This is a genomic window from Pseudomonas lundensis, from assembly GCF_002269125.1.
GTDB lineage: Bacteria > Pseudomonadota > Gammaproteobacteria > Pseudomonadales > Pseudomonadaceae > Aquipseudomonas > Aquipseudomonas lundensis_A.
This window is the reverse complement of record NZ_NQKI01000021.1, coordinates 13017-32108: the sequence shown is the minus strand read 5'-3', so window position 1 is coordinate 32108 and position 19092 is coordinate 13017. Positions and strand designations below refer to the sequence as shown.

Here is a 19092-nt window from a genome sequence, read left to right as displayed (position 1 = left end):
CTCGGGCAGTTCAGGGATGGGTAGCAGGCTGGGCGCTGGCCGCGAATTCGTTGGGTTTGAGCACGTGCTTGCGCTCCAGCTGGCGGTACACCACAACAGTCAGGCACAGGCCGAACACCATGACGCCCGACAGGAAATACAGGCCGGAGGCCAGGTGCCCGGTGTATTCCTTGAGGGCGCCAATCACGAACGGGCCGATGTAACCGCCCAGGTTGCCCACTGAATTGATCAGGGCAATCCCGGCAGCCGCACTGGCGCCCGCAAAGAAACGCCCGGGCAAGGTCCAGAAAATCGCGGTACAGGAGAACAGCGCAAAAGCCACCAGGCACAGGGCTGCCAGTTGCAGCACGGGCACGGTCAGCCAGGCGCTGAAAAACAGCCCGATGGCGCCGAGCACATACAGCACGCCAAGGTGGCCATAACGATCGTTCAGGCGGTCCGAGCTGCGCGGGATGAACAGCAAGCCGATGATGCCGAACACATAAGGCACCGACGACACAAAACCGGTGGTCAGGTCACTGCCGCCAAACTGTTTGATCAATGTCGGCAGCCACAGCCCGAGCCCGTAAATACTCAGGGTCACCGGCAGGTAGAAGAGTGCCAGCAGCAACACGCGCTTGTCTTTCAACGCATGCAGCGGGTTGCCATGACGGGTTTGCCCGTAGGCTTGCAGGTCGCTTTCCAGCTCACCCAGTAACCAGTCCTTTTCTCGCTGATCCATCCATTTGACCTGTTGCGGGCCGTCAGGCAGGTAACGCAGCACCGGCCAGGTCAGCAAAATCGCCGGGGTGCCGATCACGATAAACAGCCACTGCCAGCCATGCAGGCCGAGCACGCCGTCCATGCCCAGCAAACCACCGGAGATAGGCCCGGTGATCATCATGGCGATGGGTTGCGAGAGGATGAACAACCCCAGAATCTTGCCGCGGTGACGCACCGGGAACCATTGGGTGATGTAGTACAGCACCCCCGGGAAGAAACCGGCCTCGGCCACCCCCAGCAGAAAACGCATGACATAAAAGCTATGGGGCCCTTGCACAAAGGCCATACCGATGGTGATGGCGCCCCAGGTGATCATGATCCGCGCGAACCAGCGCCGGGCGCCGAAACGCTCAAGCATCAGGTTGCTGGGGATTTCCATAAGGAAGTAACCGATGAAGAACAAGCCTGCGCCCAGTCCATAGGCGGCGTCACCAATGCCGACGTCAGCACCCATGTGCAGTTTGGCGAAGCCGACTGCCGAGCGATCCACGTAAGCAATCAGGTACAGCAAGACCAGAAAGGGAATCAGTTTGAGCGTGATGCGACGAATAAGCCGGAGTTCCTGGCTCATGAGACGGTCTCCCATTGTTTTTGTTATGGCACCTCTGGAGTGGCCTCAGGTGAAAACACACCAGGATCAGCTCTCAGTCGAATCGACTATATAGTAATACTATTTACGCAACAACTCTTCCAAAGTGGCTTTTTTGCAGCTACTTTAGCTCCATAAAAATCAATTAGTCATACAATAAGAGAGCCGCCATGTCTGATAAAACCCCGCCACTGCGTTCCGCCCAATGGTTTGGCAGCGCCGATAAGAACGGCTTCATGTACCGCAGCTGGATGAAAAATCAGGGCATTGCCGATCATCAGTTTCAAGGCAAGCCGATCATCGGCATTTGCAACACCTGGTCGGAATTGACCCCCTGCAACGCTCACTTCCGCACGATTGCCGAACACGTAAAACGCGGCGTTATCGAAGCCGGCGGATTCCCGGTCGAGTTTCCGGTGTTCTCCAACGGCGAATCCAACTTGCGCCCAACGGCCATGCTGACCCGTAACCTGGCGAGCATGGACGTCGAAGAAGCCATTCGCGGCAACCCGATTGATGGCGTGGTGTTGCTCACAGGCTGCGACAAAACCACCCCCGCCCTGCTGATGGGCGCCGCCAGCTGCGACGTGCCGGCCATCGTGGTCACGGGCGGTCCGATGCTCAACGGCAAACATAAAGGCAAGGACATCGGCGCAGGCACCATCGTTTGGCAAATGCACGAGTCCTATAAAGCCGGCAACATCAGCCTCGACGAATTTCTTTCGGCAGAGGCCGGCATGTCGCGCTCGGCCGGTACATGCAACACCATGGGCACGGCTTCGACCATGGCCTGTATGGCTGAAGCGCTGGGTACCTCACTGCCGCACAACGCAGCGATCCCGGCGGTGGATTCGCGCCGTTATGTACTGGCCCACATGTCAGGCATGCGCGCGGTGCAGATGGTGCGTGAGGACCTGCGCCTGTCCAAGGTGCTGACCAAAGAAGCGTTCGAAAATGCGATCCGCGTCAATGCTGCGATTGGCGGCTCGACCAATGCTGTGATCCACCTTAAAGCCATTGCCGGGCGCATCGGTGTCGATCTGGAGCTGGACGACTGGACCCGCATCGGACGCGGTACGCCGACGCTGGTGGATCTGCAACCGTCCGGGCGTTTTTTGATGGAAGAGTTTTACTACGCGGGGGGGCTGCCTGCGGTTCTGCGGCGCCTGGGTGAACACAACCTGATCCCGCACCCTAACGCCCTGACCGTCAACGGCCAGAGCGTGTGGGACAACGTTAAAAACTCACCGATTTATGGCGACGACGAAGTCATCCGCGCCATCGAAAACCCGCTGGTGGCCGATGGCGGCATTTGTGTACTGCGCGGCAATCTAGCCCCTCTGGGCGCTGTGCTCAAACCTTCGGCCGCCACCCCCGCGCTGATGAAGCATCGCGGTCAGGCGGTCGTGTTTGAAAACTTCGACATGTACAAAGCACGCATCAATGATCCCGACCTGAACGTCACTGCCGATTCGATTCTGGTCATGAAGAACTGTGGCCCCAAGGGTTACCCGGGCATGGCGGAGGTCGGCAATATGGGATTGCCCGCCAAGTTGCTGGCTCAGGGTGTGACAGACATGGTACGCATCTCCGATGCACGCATGAGCGGCACGGCGTATGGCACCGTGGTGCTGCATGTGGCGCCGGAAGCCGCAGCGGGCGGGCCCTTGGCCGCCGTACAGGAAGGTGACTGGATTGAACTGGACTGCGCCAGCGGGCGGTTGCATCTGGACATCAGCGACGCCGAGCTGGCGGGTCGATTGGCGGATATTGAACCCCCGAAAAACCTGCTGATTGGTGGCTATCGTCAGTTGTACATCGATCACGTGATGCAGGCCGATCAGGGCTGCGACTTTGACTTCCTGGTGGGGTGCCGCGGTTCTGAAGTGCCGCGTCATTCCCATTGACCGACAGTCACCGGTCATGGCGCAGCGCTGCGTTGCGCCATGAGCGTCGGCTCAAGGTATATAAGCCTTGAGCCCTCGCCTGCTATGATCGGCGCCTTCCACCCACAGGATCGACTCGCCCCCAATGGATTACCGTCAGCCTTCCGAGCGCAAAAGCATGCACGCGCGCATCGTTCAAGAACTCGGCATGCAGATTGTTTCCGGGCGTTTTAAACCGGATGAGAAATTGCCGGCCGAAGCCTTGCTGTGCGAGGAATACGCCGTCAGCCGCCCGGTGTTGCGCGAAGCAACCCGGGTGTTGCTGGCCAAGGGCCTGGTGTATTCCAAGCCTCGGGTCGGCACCGTGGTCAAGCCGCGCCGCGAATGGCACATGCTCGACCCGGACGTGCTGCACTGGCTGATGCAGTGCTCGCCGCAAAACGAATTCTTTGCCTTGCTGACCAGCGTGCGCAGCATCATAGAACCCGCCGTCGCCGCCCTCGCCGCCCAGCACGCGACTGCAGAGGACGTGGCGTCGATCCGCGAAGCCTATGAACGCATGGAAAAGGCCCCCACCCCTGAAGCCCTGCTGCAACCCGACCTGGACTTTCACAGCCGCATCGCCGATGCCACCCACAACGACCTGTTGGCCAATTTGTGCAACATGCTGTCATTGGCATTGCGCGAGGCACTGAAGCATTCGAACCGCCGACCCAACCTGCATGAGTTGGCGCTGCCCCGGCACAAGGCGATTTTGACCGCCATCGAAAACCACGACGCGCTCGGCGCACGCCATGCCACCCTGGTGCAGCTCGATGATGCGCGCACTGCACTGGATACCGTCCTGGGGCAGAACCACTAGCCGGCCGATCACGCCAGCTTCGCCCCGGTCAGTCAACCCACCGGAGCGAAGCGTCACCCGGCGCCGTTACGCCAGACTTTTACTCACCACCTCAAACACGTCACTGGACAAATCACCCGCGTTGCGGATGCGCTCCAGTTCGGCCTTCATCAGGGCCTGACGTGCACTGTCGTATTTGCGCCAGCGGGTCAGTGGCGCCAACTGCCGCGAGGCGATCTGCGGGTTGAAGGCATTGAGCTGGATCACCAGATCCGCCAAGAAGCGATAGCCGGAACCGTCCTGAGCATGGAAGTTGATCAGGTTCTGCCCCGCAAAAGCCCCGATTAACGCTCGCACTTTGTTCGGGTTCTTGAGGTTGAACGCCGGGTGCTGCATCAATGCCTGCACGCGCTGCAAGCCGCCGGGCAAGGTGCTGCCGGCCTGCACGCTGAACCATTGATCCATGACCAGCGGATTGTCCTTGAAGTGCTCGGCGAAGCTGGCCAGGGCCTTGGCCTTCTCGTCCTCGAACGGCGAGTTGACCAACACCGCCAGCGCCGTGAGGCGTTCCGTCATGTTGTCGCTGTGTTCGAACTGTTCCAGAGCCGCCGCCAGCACTTCAGGCTTGCCGCTGAGCATCAGGTACGACAGGGCAATGTTTTGCAGTGCGCGGCGGGCAAAGTGTTCGGCTTGCGCGACGTACGGCGTGGCTTTGGACACCTCACGGTTGGCCTGATAACGCGCCCACAGGGCGTCATGGAGGCTTTCGGCCAGGTGCTGGCGGGCAAACTCGCGGGCGGCGTGAATGGCGTCGACATCAGCGATCTCGCTGATTTCGGCCAGGTACGCCTCGCCCGGCAAGGACAGCATCTCAGCCACCATCGCCTGATCCAGTTGCCCATTGACCAACACGCTGCGCAAGGCCTCGACCAGTCGCGGGTCCATGACCAGTGCTTCACCGCGCTGATACTGGCCAATCAAGTCTTGCAACACCTGCACCGCCAACTGCTGGCCGGCTTCCCAACGGTTGAAACCGTCGGTGTCGTGTTGCATCAGGAACATCAGTTGGTCACGGCTGTACGGGAAGTGCAATTTGACCGGCGCCGAGAAGCCGCGCAGCAAGGACGGCAGCGGCTGCCGGGTGATGCCGGTGAAGGTGAACGTCTGTTGGGCTTCGGTCACCGACACCACGCGATGGGTCGCCACCGCCGAGGATTCGCCCTGCAATTGCAACGGGAGTTCCTCGCCCTGAGCGTTTAGCAGCCCCAGCGCCACCGGAATCACAAAAGGCAGTTTTTCAGTCTGACCGGGGGTGGCCGGGCAGCTTTGGGCGAAGGTCAGGCTGTAGGTCTGGTGAGCGGCATCGTAGTGTTCACTGACATTCAGACGCGGCGTACCGGCCTGGCTGTACCAGCGTTTGAACTGGGTCAGGTCCACGCCATTGGCGTCTTCCATGGCTTTGATAAAGTCGTCGCAGGTCACGGCCTGGCCGTCGTGACGCTCGAAATACAGGTCACTGCCTTTGCGAAAACCGTCAGCCCCCAGCAAGGTGTGAAGCATGCCGACTACTTCTGATCCTTTTTCATACACGGTCAGGGTGTAGAAGTTGGAAATTTCGATAAAGCTGTCAGGACGCACGGCATGGGCCATGGGGCCTGCGTCTTCTGCAAACTGGTGGGTACGCAGGTACGCCACGTCCTGAATGCGTTTAACCGTGGCCGAGTTCATGTCCGCCGAGAAGCCTGCGTCGCGGAACACGGTGAAACCTTCCTTGAGCGACAACTGGAACCAGTCGCGGCAGGTCACACGGTTACCCGACCAGTTGTGGAAGTATTCGTGGGCCACAATCGCTTCGACCCGCTGGTGCGCAGCGTCGGTGGCGGTTTCGGCACGGGCCAGCACCGCGCTTGAGTTGAAAATGTTAAGGCCCTTGTTTTCCATGGCGCCCATGTTGAAGTCATTGACGGCCACGATCATGAAGATGTCCAGATCGTATTCGCGGCCGTAGGTTTCTTCGTCCCAGCGCATGGATTTTTTCAGGCTGTTCATCGCGTGCTGGCATTTGTCGATGTTTTCCGGCTCGACATAAATACGCAGTGCTACGTTGCGGTTGCTCTGGGTGGTGAAGGTGTCTTCGACACACCACAGATCACCGGCCACCAGGGCAAACAGGTAGGCTGGCTTTTTGAACGGGTCATGCCACGTGGCCCAGTGCCGAGCGTCGCCATCGGGGCCGCTGCCCTCCGGGTTGCCGTTGGAGAGCAGAACCGGGTACTTGTGCTGATCTGCGATCACCGTGGTGGTGAAGACACTCATCACATCCGGGCGGTCAAGGTAATAGGTGATTTTGCGGAAGCCTTCAGCCTCGCACTGGGTGCAAAACATGCTGCCGGACTTATACAGGCCTTCCAATGCGGTATTGGTCTCAGGGTGGATCTTGACACTGGTGTCCAGTACAAACTGCTCGCGCTGCGGGTGCAGGGTCAACTGGCTATCGGTGAGCTGATAATCCTCTGCGCTGAGTTCCACGTCATCGAGTGTGATCGACAGCAGCTCCAACTGCTGCCCATCGAGCACCAGGGGTGGCAGGCCAGCGCCACGGTCCGGGTTGCGGCGCATCCTCAGCTGCGCATGAACCAACGAGTGGTCCTCGAACAATTCAAAGGTCAGGTGCGTTTCGTCGATCAGATACTCGGGCGCCTGATAGTCCTTGAGGTAGATCATTTTCGGTTGTTCGGTGTGCATGCTGGAGTCCTTTTACTGATGCACGGCGAGCTGGTAAGCCGTGTATTTGCGAATGTTGATAACGCCGGTGTCGAAGATCAGGTATTGACCCTTGATCCCCATCAGCGTGCCTTCGGCGATCGGGTCTTTGTCCAGATTGAAACTGACGATCTTGCTCGGGTACTGCTCCACCGGGTAACGAATCTCGACAGGCTCGACGCTATGCAAGGGTTGGACCGCTTGCAGACCAAAACGCTCCTGCAGTTGTTGCAGGCCCTGGGCGCAGCTCTCAAACAGTTGCGCTCGCACTGCAACCAGGTCCACCGGGGCCGCATCGCCCTTGAGCAGTGCACGCCAGTTAGTCCGGTCGGCTACTTGGGAGCGGAACAGGTCTTCGACAAACCCCGATTGCTGACGCGTAGCGACCCGTACAATCGGCAAGGCCTGACTGGCGCCCTGATCGAGCCAGCGGGTGGGCAACTGCGTGGCGCGGGTGATGCCGACCTTGACCCCGGACGAGTTGGCCAGATACACCACGTGATCGGTCATGCAAAACTGTTCGCCCCACGAAGGATCACGGCAGGTGCCCGCGTCATAGTGGCAACGCTCCGGGCTCATGATGCACACGTCGCACTGCGCCAGTTTGGTCATGCACGGGTAGCAATACCCCTGGCTGAAGCTTTTCTTGGTAGTGCGCCCGCAGTGGGTGCAGTTGATAGTGCCCAGAAACTCCAGGCGCAACTTGCTGCCGATCAACGGATTGACCGGCACCTCGGTATCACCCAAACGAAATGCGTATTGAACGGTCGGCGCCTCAAGGCTGGCCGACATCTTACTGATTGCACCGCGACCAATCTCAATCAATGGATAGCATCCGATTTGAACAGGATGTTAGGCACCGAAATGGATTTGGAGCTGCACTCTTGCGGGCCCATGTAACCGGTACGTTCTTCTTCGGGCAGGTTTTGCACTTCCCAGGCGATCATGGCCTGCAACGACAACTCTCGCTGTTCGGCAGTCAGTTTGTTGCCGTCTGCCCATTTGCCGATTTCCACGGCCAGTTTCAGGCTCTGATAGATCTCGGGGGTGATGTTTTGGATCATTTCGTTGAAAGAGGACATGGTTCTTTTCCACTCGTGAAAATCAGATGAGGTGTTTGTGGCCACTGCCAGCGCGAGGCCGCGACCACAGGTGTTTCATTTAGCCTGCTTGCGGCGCGCCCACAGCCCGCCGAGCAAGCCGGTGAGGCAGCCGATCAACAGCCCGCCGACGTGTGCGGCATTGGCGATCTGGCCGAAACCGATCAGCGATACCAGGCCGGACATGCACACGGCAAGCCAGACCAGCATCATCACCAGCACACCGCGAGGCAGGCGATACAGCGGGTTCGGCGCCATGAGCTGGTAAATCCACACATGCCCCAACAAGCCGTACAGGACGCCGGACATTCCGCCGAACAGGCTTGGGCCGCCAAACAAATATTGGGCGAAGTTGGACACCAGGCTGAACAGCAAGCTCAGCCCGATCAGGTTAATGCTGCCCTGACGCAGTTCAACGCGTCGGCCCAGTTCCCAGTACCACATGCCGTTCATGGCAATGTGCAGGAAACCGAAGTGGATCAGCATCGGGGTGAACAATCTCCACCACTGGCCCGCCGCCAGGCTATCCGACAAAGGTGTGAACTGGATGTATTGGCCCCGGATGCTGAAATCAAGAAACGTCAGACCGCTGAGGAGCGGCAGGTTTTCACCCAGTTGCGTCACCACTGCCACCATCACGCACAGCAACAGGATGGTCGCGGTGGCCGGGCTGCCACGCAACTGCTGGATAAGGCCCGGACGCGCCATGGCGGGCGGGCGCTCAACGATGGGCAATTGGCCCTCGGGATCACCCTCAGGAAAACGTGCATACAGGCTGCGCACATCCTCAGCGATGCTTTCGGGCGCCCATATCACTTGCTCACCCGCCTCCTCACTGACCCGATGCGGTACTTGCATGCGCTTGAGCAGGCTGACAAAGCCGCTCAGGTCAATGGACAGGGGCAATCGTAAAACCTCTACAGCACTCATTGAATAGCCTCCGGGCGTTCAACCTCAACCCATACAAATTTGTGCGGATCGAGGTGTTTTTCCTGATCCAGGCGGTAGGCCACCAACTTGCCGTATAGCACGGCGCTGTAATCCAGGCAGGCCAGGTTAGGCCGGATCGGCGCGGGTTTGCCGCTGCGCCAGTAGTGACCGACGAACAACATCGGTTCTTCAATGCCATAACGCAGCAAGGCGCTTTTTTCGGAAGGCGATAGCGGCTTGCGGGCCACCCGCTCCGGCAAGGCGTCCGGCTGGAACACAATGTCGCCGTAGGTTTTGGGGTCGTCTTCCCAGAATTTGGTGCGGAAGAACGAACGCGTCAGGCCATCCCCACCCGTCAAGGTCATACCGTCGGGCAGGCGCATGTCCGTGCCGCGCAACAGGCGGTTAAAGCTCATGCTGGCAAAGCTATCGGGCTCGGCCGCCGCTTGCAGGAAATGTTCATCGATGCAGCCATCGGGAAATTGTGCACGCAGGGTCGCAATCACGTCGGCGTCCCAGCAGGCATGCACCACGCGGAACCGACCGGCGTCGACAAACAGTGGCATGTCGTAAAACCACTGCACAAACTCGCGCCACTCGCCGGGGTACTGCGCGAATTGCTCCAGGGTTTCGTGGATCAGTCGGGTGTGACGCGGGTTGTGCTCGCGCACAAACTGCTTGCCACTGCCCGCAGGCGCCGGTGTGCACCAGCCCAGCGCGTTGAATTCATGGTTGCCCATCAGGCACAGCGCCTGACCGGCTTGAACCATGTCGTACACGATGTGCAGCGATTCGCGGATGCGCGGGCCACGGTCAATGATGTCGCCGAGGAACACCGCCATGCGTTGCGGATGCCGCCAGACACCGGCAAATTTGCGATAGCCCAGACGCTCCAACAGATGCTCAAGGGTATGAGCACAGCCATGCACGTCACCGATCAGATCGTAACTGCGCGCCGGATCGAGCATCAGTCGCTCCTGCCGCCCAGTCGGCTGCCCCAGCCAAGCTTGGTTCGACACACTTCATAGTAGTTGTGGTCCAAGGGATGAATCAGGCGCAGCTTCTGCGCTTTTTTGCTCACGGTGATGGTATCGCCCGGCGCGCAGGTGAAATGGTTCTGACCGTCGCAGGACACTTGCGGGTAGATCTGCATGTCCTTGGCCACGACGATTTTCAGTTCGCTGTTGCCGTCCACCACAATCGGGCGGCTGCTCAGGGTGTGCGGGTACATGGGTACGATGACGATGGCATCCAGTTTGGGGTGCATGATCGGGCCGCCAGCCGACATGGCGTAGGCGGTGGATCCGGTCGGCGTGGCCACAATCAGGCCGTCGGCCTTCTGGCTGCACACGAACTGCCCATCGATGTGCAATTCAAATTCAATCATGCGCGTGGATTTGCCGGGGTGCAGCACCACGTCATTGAGGGCGTCGCCCTGGCCAATGGCTTCGCCGTGACGGCGCACTTCGGCTTGCAGCAGAAACCGGTTTTCAACCAGATAGTGGCCATCAAGCACTTCAGCGACTTTGACTTCCAGCTCATCGGGACGGATATCGGTCAAAAAGCCAAGGCTGCCCCGGTTGATGCCCAGCACCGGGACATTGTGCCGCGCCAGCGCACGGGCCGCGCCGAGCAAACTGCCGTCGCCGCCCACCACGATCACCATGTCGCACACTTCACCGAGCATTTTGCGCGACGAGGTTTGCAGGCCATGGCCGGGCAAGACTTCGGCGATGGTGTCTTCGAGGATCACGTGCATGTGCCGCTCGAGCAGGAATTTTTTCAGTCGGCGAACCGTGTCGAGCACTTGAGAACTGCCCAAACGACCAATGATGCCGATATTACGAAATTGCTCCATGAGGCTCCTGCGAGGTACGTGACGGGCGAAAACAGCGATTATGGGCGAAAGGACACGATAGACAAAACCCTTTCAGCCCGTGAGCAAAAGGCTATGCTCGCAGAATGACCCTCTTCCCCGACTTGCTCAACCTGCCCCGACAGTTACGTCACCCCGAGGTGCGTGATTTGGCGTGGGTGATGCTGGCCCCGCCCATGCTCAGCGAAACGCCCTGGCCTCAACGGCATCCGTTGACCGGTAGCGACTGGGTGCAGGCCCCGCACCGGCTGGAGGGCTGGCTACGCGACCTTGACCGGCACAGCGAGCCGTTGCAGCAGTGGCTTGCGCAGGCCACCACCCGCAGGCTGGGTCGTTACTACGAGCGGCTGTGGCAGTTCGCCATAACCCACGCCCCCGGTGTCGAGCTGGTGGCCGCCAACCTGCCCATTCGCGTGGGCGGTCATACCCTGGGCGAGCTGGACATGCTGCTGCGTGATCGCGACGGCGTGCACCATCTGGAGCTGGCGATCAAGCTGTACCTCGGCCCGCAACACGGCGACGGGCACGACCCGGCGCACTGGCTGGGGCCGGGCAGTAATGATCGGCTGGACCGCAAACTCACGCATTTCAGCCAGCATCAGTTACCGATGTCCAGCCGCCCTGAATGCCGCGACATTCTGGCGGGTCTGGACATCCAGCATTTCAGTGCGCACCTGTGGCTGGGCGGCTACCTGCTGTATCCGTGGCCCGGCGAAGCGCAGCCCCCGGCCGGCGCGCATCCGCTGCACTTACGCGGCCGCTGGCTGCATCAACGCGATTGGTCAGCGTTTGTCCGTCAACGCCCCGCCGGGTGCTGGCAGCCCTTGCCGCGGCATGCCTGGCTGGCCCCTGCGCACTACGGCCCCGACGCGATTTGGCGTGACACGCAATTGCAGGACTGGCTGGCTGCGCTGCACCCGCAGGCCCCTGCCCAGTTGCTGGTACGACTGACGCAAACGCACGGAGGGGACTGGGAAGAAGCCGAACGCCTGTTTTTAGTCTCGGATCAGTGGCCCCGCGTGCCGGGTAACCCTGAAAACTGATGCACCTCAGCGCAAAGTTGCCCAAACGTATTACTGTAAAGGTACTCCGTCATACAAGAACGGAGGCTGGATACCCAACCGTGAGGAAACACCATGTCCTGGAAAAGCTCCAACGACAGCTACAGTCGCATGTCCATTGCCCTGCATTGGGTCATGGTGCTGTTGTTTGTACTGATTTACGCCGCCATTGAGTTTCGCGGGATTTTCCCCAAAGACAGTGACGGCCGCACCTTGATGAAAGATGCCCACTTCATGCTGGGTTTAACCGTATTCGCTTTGGTCTGGCTGCGTTTACTGGCCCGCACGCTTGGCGTGGCGCCGAAAATCACCCCCACCCCGCCCGCTTGGCAAACGGCGTTGGCGACCCTTATGCACTGGGCGCTGTATGTGTTCATGATTGCCATGCCGGTGATGGGCTATCTGGTCCTGAGCTACAGCGACAAGCCGGTCTTCTTTTATGGCATCGACCTGCCGCCCCTGACCCTCAAGGACGTGGACATGGCCAAACAGATCAAAGGCTGGCACGAACTGGGGGGCAGCATCGGGTACTGGCTGATTGGTTTGCATGCAGTGGCCGGGCTGTTTCACCACTACGTGATCAAGGACAACACGTTGCTGCGCATGCTGCCTAAACGCGGCTAAGCACGTTGTTCCAAACCCCGGCGGCCCTGCAAGCCGCCGGTGTGCACAAACACCACTCGCTGACCTCGTTCCACGCGTCCCGATTCAATCGCCTCCTTGAGTGCCAGTAAGGCTTTGCCGGTGTACACCGGCTCCAAGGGCACGCCACACGCCAACTCGCTGACCCCAATGAAATCCAGCAAGGTCTCATCGACCCGTGCAAAACCGCCGCGACTGGCATCGATCAACTGATAATCGCCAGCCACCCTGCCCGCCGATTGCAGGATGGATGCCACATTGCGCGCGACGCCATGGTCCTCGGGGACCGCCATTGCACCGTAGACCCTGCGCCGCCCTGCTTCGGCCAGCACCACACCGGCCAGCGTCGTGCCCGTGCCAGCGGCCAGCCACCACGCGTCGTAATCTGCCCAGCCCAGCCCGGCCAGTTGTTCACGCACCTGTTTGACCAACGGTGAGCACCCCTGCGCGCCCGCCAAACTTGCGCCGCCCTCGGGCACGGTGTGCAAATGCGGGTACAGCGCTTGCCAGGGTTGCCAGAAATCAGGCGCATGCCGGGCGCGATAACCGGCGAACCCCAGCCAATGCAGGTGCATGCCGAAGGCTTGCAGGTCTCGAGTGGTGGGGGTTTCTTGAGGGTGCCCGCGCAGCAGGCCTACCGTGGTAAAACCAAAGCGTTTACCCGCTGCCGCCAACGCGTGCAGATGGTTGGAGTGTGCGCCGCCCAGGCTAATTAGCCCGTGAGCACCCGTAGCATGGGCCGCGTGCAGCGGGTGATTGAGCTTGAACCATTTGTTGCCAGTGATCAGCGGGTCGATCAGGTCCAGCCGCAGGACTGCAACCTCAACCCCGGCGCTAACCAGCCAGTCGAGGTGCAAACGTTGCAGGGGTGCGCGGGGCTCCCAATCAATCAAAGGCACGCTCATGGCACACTCCGCTCAAAAATGAACGGAGTTTAAACCATACGTTTTTCTATAGCCGCTACCGCTGCTTGTGTCAGCCCAGGCATCGCGTAGCGGCTACACAGGGCGCGCCTACAACTCGGCCGCCAGTCGCGATCCCTGATTGATCGCGCGCTTGGCATCCAGTTCGGCCGCCACATCCGCGCCGCCAATCAGATGCACGCGCTGCCCGGCGGCTTCCAAACCTGCTTGCAAGTCACGCAGCGGGTCTTGACCGGCGCAGATCACGATGTTGTCCACCGCGAGCAATTGAGGCTCACCGTCGCCTATGCGGATATGCAGCCCGTCATCGTCAATGCTCAGGTACTCAACGCTGTTGAGCATCTGCACATGCTTGTTTTTGAGGCCCGTGCGGTGGATCCAGCCCGTGGTCTTGCCCAGCCCGTCGCCCACCTTGGTTTTCTTGCGTTGTAACAAAAACACCTGTCGCGCAGGCGCGTGAACCTGAGGTGTGATCCCGGCCACGCCGCCGCGGGCTTCCAGGCGTGTATCGATGCCCCACTCCCGCCAGAATGCATCCCGGTCCTGGCTGGTGGACACGCCCTGATGCACCAGAAACTCCGACACGTCAAAACCAATCCCGCCCGCGCCGATAACTGCCACTTTTGCGCCAACCGGTTTGCGTTCGAGGATCACGTCCAGGTAACTCAGGACGTTGGGGTGATCCACACCCGGAATGTCAGGGGTGCGCGGCGCGATACCGGTGGCCAGAATAATTTCGTCAAACCCGCCCGCCACCAACTGCTCAACATCCACACGGGTGTTGAGGCACACCTCGACCCCGGTGGTTTGCAATAAACGCTTGAAGTACCGCAGGGTCTCGACGAACTCTTCCTTGCCCGGCACGCGCTTGGCCACGTTGAACTGGCCGCCGATCTCGCTGGCCGAATCGAACAGCGTCACCTGATGCCCGCGCCCGGCCGCCACTGTAGCCGCCGACAGCCCGGCCGGACCGGCACCGACTACAGCGATTTTTTTCACATGGATGGCAGGCAGGTAGTTGAGTTCGGTTTCGTGACAGGCGCGCGGATTGACCAGGCAACTGGTGAGCTTGCCGCTAAAGGTGTGGTCCAGACACGCCTGGTTGCAACCGATGCAGGTATTGATTTCGTCACTACGCCCGGCTGCGGCTTTGTTGACGAACTCAGGGTCGGCCAAAAACGGACGCGCCATGGACACCATGTCGGCGTCGCCCTCGGCCAGAATCTGTTCGGCAATTTCGGGGGTGTTGATGCGGTTGGTGGTGATGAGCGGCACCTTGACCGAACCGCGCAATTTGGCCGTGACTTTGCTGAACGCGCCACGTGGCACTTTGGTGGCGATGGTCGGGATGCGCGCCTCGTGCCAGCCGATGCCGGTGTTGATCAGTGTGGCACCGGCCTGTTCGACCGCCTGCGCCAGTTGCACGATTTCGTCCCAGACGCTGCCACCTTCTACCAGGTCCAGCATCGACAGGCGATAAATGATGATGAAATGTGGCCCGACCGCTTCGCGCACCCGGCGCACGATTTCAACCGGCAGGCGCATACGGTTTTCGTAGCTACCGCCCCAACGGTCGGTGCGATGGTTGGTGTGGGCCGCAAGGAACTGGTTAATGAAATAACCTTCAGACCCCATGATTTCAACGCCGTCGTAACCGGCGCTCTGGGCCAGACGGGCACAGGTTACGAAATCACTGATCTGCTTCTCGATGCCGGCTTCATCCAGTTCCTTGGGTTTGAACGGATTGATTGGCGCCTGAATCGCGCTCGGCGCAACCTGACGCGGGCTGTAGGCATAACGCCCGGCGTGGAGGATCTGCAAGCAGATCTTGCCCCCGGCATCGTGTACCGCCCGGGTCACGACCACATGCTTCTCGGCTTCTTCCGGGGTACTGAGCTTGGCCGCCCCGCTGTACACACCGCCCTCATCGTTGGGGGCGATACCGCCCGTGACCATCAGGCCGACGCCGCCCTTGGCGCGTTCAGCAAAGTAAGCGGCCATGCGTTCAAAGCCGCCGGGCTTTTCTTCAAGGCCGGTGTGCATCGAGCCCATCAGGCTGCGATTGCGCAACGTGGTGAAACCCAGATCCAGCGGGGCCATTAAATGCGGGTAGTGAGTGGCAGTCATCAGGTTGCTCCACAACAGGCTGATTCACGGAACGCGGGAGGCTCTACGGCGCCCGTCGTTGAATGACAGGCACAGTAAAGCCCCGCCCGACCCCACTCAATGACCCAAAGTGACAAATTATTAACCCAATTGCACAGCCCCTCTTGGCAAGCGTGCAGGCGCCACCTACCCTAGACACCGAATCCTGCGAATGGCTGTCTGCTCTATTTCTCATGCGTAAATTAATTGGTTGCACCTTACTGATCGCCGTTGCCGCCGCTGCAGGTGGGTATGCGTACTGGACCGAGCAACGCGACGTCGGCCATTACCTGTCTGACTTGCGGGTTGAGTTGGCAATTAACGACGGCGTCGACACCGGGCGTGGCAACCTGCTGGGGATCGAGCCGTTGCTGTCGCCCCGCGATTATCAAAGCCTTGAGCTGCTGCATCTCAAACTGGCGACTTACTTGAACAAGGCCCGCGACGCCGGCTTGCTCAACGAGAAAACCATCGTGGTGATGCCCGAACACATTGGTTCATGGCTGATGTTTCGCGGCGAGAAAGACGAGCTGTATCAAGCTGCAAACCTCCACGAAGCCATGCACTGGCTGGCCATCAGCAACCCGCTGAGCTTCACCCGTGCCTGGCTGGGGGCCGAAGGAGAAAGCCGTCTCAACGATGCCCACTTGCGCATGAAAGCCAAACGCATGGCCGCCGACTATCAGACCCTGTTCGGCGGGCTGGCCCGGGAATTTGGCATCACGCTGGTGGCCGGCAGCATCGCCCTGCCCGACCCGCGCATCGAAAACGGCACCCTGCACGCGGGCTCCGGCGCGCTGTACAACAGCAGCGTGGTGTTCGACCGCAACGGCACTGCAATAGGCAAGCCCCAGCGCCAATTGCTGCCGACCTACGAAGAACAGAGCTACATCCAGCCCAGCCCCGACCATCAGTTGAATGTGGTGGACACTCCGGCCGGGCGCCTCGGTATTCTGGTGGGCAGCGACAGTTGGTACCCCGACAACTACCGCGTGCTGAACGAGCAACAGGTGCAACTGATCGCCGTACCCGCCTTCGTGACCGGCAAAGACACGTGGAATAACCCCTGGGGCGGTTACAAAAGCGTATCGACGCCCAGCGAAATCAGCCTCAAGCCCGGCGAAGTCAGTGAAGGCGAAGCCTGGCATCGTCTGACCCTAATCAGCAGCGTGCCCAGCAGCACTGCCGAAGCCGGGATCACGGTGTTTTCCCAAGGTCGGTTCTGGGACAAACACAGCGTCGGGCAAAGCTTTATCAGCCGCAACGGCCTCACCAGCCCTGATATGCCCGTGTCCACTGCTCGCTTGCTCAACCTCTGGTTGTAGCCAATGAAACCGTTACCGATGCGTTTGGGGGATTTGTCGGTCGGTTTCGTGCAACAACTGGCGGATGCGGTGCGCAGCTGCGGTCATGACCCCTTGCCCTTGCTCGATCAATACGGCCTTGATGCTGCGCGCTTGAGCCAGCCCATGGCGCGGCTCTCGATTCCGCGCTACATGCGCCTGGGGCATGCCGCGATTGGATTGACGGGCGAGCCCGCACTGGGTTTGCGCATGGGTCAGTTGAGCCGCCTGAGTCAGGCGGGGCTGGCCGGGGTCACGGCGGCGCAAGCCCCGACGGTGCGGGAAGCGGCGCGCACTCTGATCCGCTTCGAAGCCCTCTACGGCTCCAACTACCGTGGGCAGTCGAGCCTGCACGAAGATGCTCAGGGCGCCTGGCTGCGCTTTTACTCCATCAGCCCGTACAACGCCTATAACCGTTTCGTGGTGGACTCCATCATCTCAGGCTGGCTGCAGCAATTATCCGCCGTGGCCGACTGCCCGCTGACCAGCGAACAGATCGAGATCGAGTTCAGCGAACCCGACTACGCCGAGCAGTACAGCGTGCTGAGCCACAACCCGGTGCGCTTTCGTGCAGACACCAACCAGCTACGCCTCAATCACGCCACGCTTGATCTGCGCAACCCGCAGCATTGCCCAAGCACCTGGGCATATTTGCTGCAATTGTGCGAACGCGAACTGGAGCAACTGACCCGTACGCGCAGTTTGCGCGAGCGCATCACCCAGTTGCTGGGGCCGTTGCTCAATGGCGGCCGTGAACCTGATCTGGAGGAAGTGGCTGCTCGCCTGAAACTGCCGACCTGGACGCTGCGCCGCAAGCTGGCGGAAGAAGGCACGCAGTTTCGCGCCATCCTCAATGACACACGCCGCGACCTCGCCATGACCTATATCCGGGACACCGAACTGGCCTTTGGAGAAATCGCGTATTTGTTGGGGTTTGCCTCGGCCGAGGCGTTTCAACGTGCCTTCAAACGCTGGAACGCTGAAACACCCGGAGAGTTCCGGCGCCGCCAGCGCCAGTCGGCATGAAGCGACCGTGCGCTGCGACGTTCAAAGCTCGGTAGCGTCGTCCACAGGCTCCAGCGGGTCCAGTTGGGACGCCTGATACTCCAGCAGTTCTTCCTGATAATCGTCCATGTCGGCATCCTTCTGCGTCTGTTGTCGTGATCGTTCGAGCTTAACGTGCGCGCATGAAGGAAACGTGACACCTGCGCTAACACGTCTAGGGCTCAAATTTAAACGTAGCAGATCATTTCAGATTTACCGCCGCGGTTTATTGCGCTGGAGCAGGTTCTGGGTTGACCGGTGCAGTGACCGGGGCTGGCCCTGCGACAGGGATCGGCGCTTCAGGCACAGCCGCTGCAGGCGCCGCGGGCGCGCTGGGCGCCGTCGGTTCTGGGGTTGCAGGAGCGTCAATCGGCGTGATGGGGGCTGCTTCCGCGGGCGGCACCACCGGCTGCGACCCCACGGGCTCGACCGCGGGCGGCGCGATCATCGGCGTCACCTCGGGCGCGATGACGGCCGGGGCCTCAGATGGCGGCGTGGCAGGTGTCGCTTCGACCTTGGCAGGCGCAGGCTCAGGCACACCCAGATCAGCCTCGGGTTTCTCTTCAATGTGCGCGGCTTTCTTTGCTTCCTTGGGCAGGAACACCTCTACCAATGAGAAGAAACGGTCATAAAACTGCGCAGACGATACGGTTTCGCTGGCCACCTTGACCATCGAATCATCGGTTGAACCAATGGGCATCGATACCGACCCCAGCACACCGACCCCAAGGCTGGCGGAGTTGTTAACCTTCTTCAGCGCATAGCGGTCCTGCAAGGCATTGGCGAACATCGTGGAGTGATGCGCCGCCCCGCCGTCATCGGCACAGACCACGTTAAAGCTGATTTCCAGATGGCTTTCACCGGTTTGCTGGAAGCTTTTATGGCCGCTGATCATTTTCGGGTCGCGGCTGGTGATGATGTAGCCCTGACTGAGCAAGGCGCGGCGTGCTGCCTCGCAAGAAGCCTTGTCGGCCACCGGGTAATTGCGCGAAAAAGTGCCGGAGTCATCGAAGTTTTCATGCTCGTAGATCGCGGTTTTCTGCGTCGAGCAACCTGCGAGGCCGGTCAGCACGAAGGCGACAACCGCGGTACGCAAGGGGAATGACATAGACATTGAACATCCTGAAGAGAACGGTACGGGCGAATGCGCGCAGTTTGATCGGATGGCGTGTCCAGAACAAGTCGAA

At 60.3% G+C, this 19092-nt stretch carries 17 protein-coding genes; 6 read left to right on the top strand and 11 right to left on the bottom strand.

Features of this window, described 5'->3' with window-relative positions:
* Positions 1-10: 10 nt before the first annotated feature.
* A complete protein-coding gene (locus tag CJF39_RS14025) occupies positions 11-1333 on the bottom strand; it encodes an MFS transporter (RefSeq protein ID WP_094993951.1) in 1323 nt (440 codons plus the stop codon).
* Between the two features lie 188 nt (positions 1334-1521).
* Between CJF39_RS14025 and CJF39_RS14020 the strand changes: the two genes are divergently transcribed.
* Both CJF39_RS14020 and CJF39_RS14015 read left to right on the top strand, forming a co-directional pair.
* Positions 1522-3258 carry an IlvD/Edd family dehydratase gene (locus CJF39_RS14020; RefSeq protein ID WP_094993950.1) on the top strand — a complete coding sequence of 579 codons (1737 nt, stop codon included), beginning with the start codon at positions 1522-1524 and terminating at the stop codon, positions 3256-3258.
* 124 nt (positions 3259-3382) lie between these two features.
* Positions 3383-4099: a FadR/GntR family transcriptional regulator gene (locus CJF39_RS14015; protein WP_094993949.1), complete on the top strand. Its 717-nt coding sequence runs from the start codon at positions 3383-3385 to the stop codon at positions 4097-4099.
* A gap of 66 nt (positions 4100-4165) precedes the next feature.
* Here CJF39_RS14015 and pepN read toward each other — a convergent pair whose 3' ends face one another.
* The 6 genes from pepN to CJF39_RS13985 all read right to left on the bottom strand — a co-directional run bounded on the left by pepN (position 4166) and on the right by CJF39_RS13985 (position 10729).
* Positions 4166-6823 carry an aminopeptidase N gene (gene pepN / locus CJF39_RS14010; protein ID WP_094993948.1) on the bottom strand — a complete coding sequence of 886 codons (2658 nt, stop codon included), beginning with the start codon at positions 6821-6823 and terminating at the stop codon, positions 4166-4168.
* 12 nt (positions 6824-6835) lie between these two features.
* Positions 6836-7666: a DUF2797 domain-containing protein gene (locus CJF39_RS14005; RefSeq protein ID WP_094993947.1), complete on the bottom strand. Its 831-nt coding sequence runs from the start codon at positions 7664-7666 to the stop codon at positions 6836-6838.
* Positions 7663-7923, bottom strand: a complete 261-nt coding sequence (locus CJF39_RS14000; RefSeq protein WP_047276494.1) for a YeaC family protein — start codon at positions 7921-7923, stop codon at positions 7663-7665. The genes CJF39_RS14005 and CJF39_RS14000 overlap by 4 nt, the downstream gene beginning before the upstream one ends.
* Before the next feature lie 75 nt (positions 7924-7998).
* Complete coding sequence (locus tag CJF39_RS13995) at positions 7999-8871, bottom strand: rhomboid family intramembrane serine protease (protein ID WP_094993946.1); 873 nt, start codon at positions 8869-8871, stop codon at positions 7999-8001.
* Positions 8868-9839 (bottom strand): metallophosphoesterase, encoded by a 972-nt coding sequence (locus CJF39_RS13990; protein WP_094993945.1) that lies wholly within the window; start codon positions 9837-9839, stop codon positions 8868-8870. Before CJF39_RS13990 ends, CJF39_RS13995 begins: the two co-directional genes overlap by 4 nt.
* A complete protein-coding gene (locus CJF39_RS13985) occupies positions 9839-10729 on the bottom strand; it encodes an NAD(+) kinase (RefSeq protein WP_048364997.1) in 891 nt (296 codons plus the stop codon). Before CJF39_RS13985 ends, CJF39_RS13990 begins: the two co-directional genes overlap by 1 nt.
* Positions 10730-10833: 104 nt before the next feature.
* Here CJF39_RS13985 and CJF39_RS13980 point away from each other — a divergent pair, with 104 nt between their 5' ends.
* Both CJF39_RS13980 and CJF39_RS13975 read left to right on the top strand, forming a co-directional pair.
* The gene (locus CJF39_RS13980) at positions 10834-11790 is read left to right on the top strand and encodes a DUF1853 family protein (RefSeq protein WP_094993944.1); all 957 of its coding nucleotides are present in this window, start codon (positions 10834-10836) and stop codon (positions 11788-11790) included.
* Positions 11791-11883: 93 nt separating this feature from the next.
* Positions 11884-12432 carry a cytochrome b gene (locus CJF39_RS13975; RefSeq protein ID WP_094993943.1) on the top strand — a complete coding sequence of 183 codons (549 nt, stop codon included), beginning with the start codon at positions 11884-11886 and terminating at the stop codon, positions 12430-12432.
* Here CJF39_RS13975 and CJF39_RS13970 read toward each other — a convergent pair.
* Positions 12429-13355, bottom strand: a complete 927-nt coding sequence (locus CJF39_RS13970; RefSeq protein WP_094993942.1) for a 1-aminocyclopropane-1-carboxylate deaminase/D-cysteine desulfhydrase — start codon at positions 13353-13355, stop codon at positions 12429-12431. The two genes, CJF39_RS13975 and CJF39_RS13970, sit on opposite strands and share 4 nt — an antisense overlap.
* A 108-nt stretch (positions 13356-13463) precedes the next feature.
* Complete coding sequence (locus CJF39_RS13965) at positions 13464-15500, bottom strand: NADPH-dependent 2,4-dienoyl-CoA reductase (protein WP_094993941.1); 2037 nt, start codon at positions 15498-15500, stop codon at positions 13464-13466.
* Between the two features lie 212 nt (positions 15501-15712).
* On the opposite strand from CJF39_RS13965, the gene CJF39_RS13960 reads away from it, so the two are divergent.
* The gene (locus tag CJF39_RS13960) at positions 15713-16843 is read left to right on the top strand and encodes a carbon-nitrogen hydrolase family protein (RefSeq protein WP_094993940.1); all 1131 of its coding nucleotides are present in this window, start codon (positions 15713-15715) and stop codon (positions 16841-16843) included.
* A gap of 3 nt (positions 16844-16846) precedes the next feature.
* Positions 16847-17887: an AraC family transcriptional regulator gene (locus tag CJF39_RS13955; RefSeq protein ID WP_094993939.1), complete on the top strand. Its 1041-nt coding sequence runs from the start codon at positions 16847-16849 to the stop codon at positions 17885-17887.
* A 21-nt stretch (positions 17888-17908) separates the two neighbouring features.
* Here CJF39_RS13955 and CJF39_RS22840 read toward each other — a convergent pair whose 3' ends face one another.
* Both CJF39_RS22840 and CJF39_RS13950 read right to left on the bottom strand, forming a co-directional pair.
* Positions 17909-18091, bottom strand: coding sequence for a hypothetical protein (locus tag CJF39_RS22840; protein WP_141232189.1), 183 nt, complete (start codon positions 18089-18091; stop codon positions 17909-17911).
* Positions 18092-18131: 40 nt separating this feature from the next.
* Positions 18132-19019: a DUF2242 domain-containing protein gene (locus CJF39_RS13950; protein WP_094993938.1), complete on the bottom strand. Its 888-nt coding sequence runs from the start codon at positions 19017-19019 to the stop codon at positions 18132-18134.
* Positions 19020-19092: the final 73 nt, after the last annotated feature.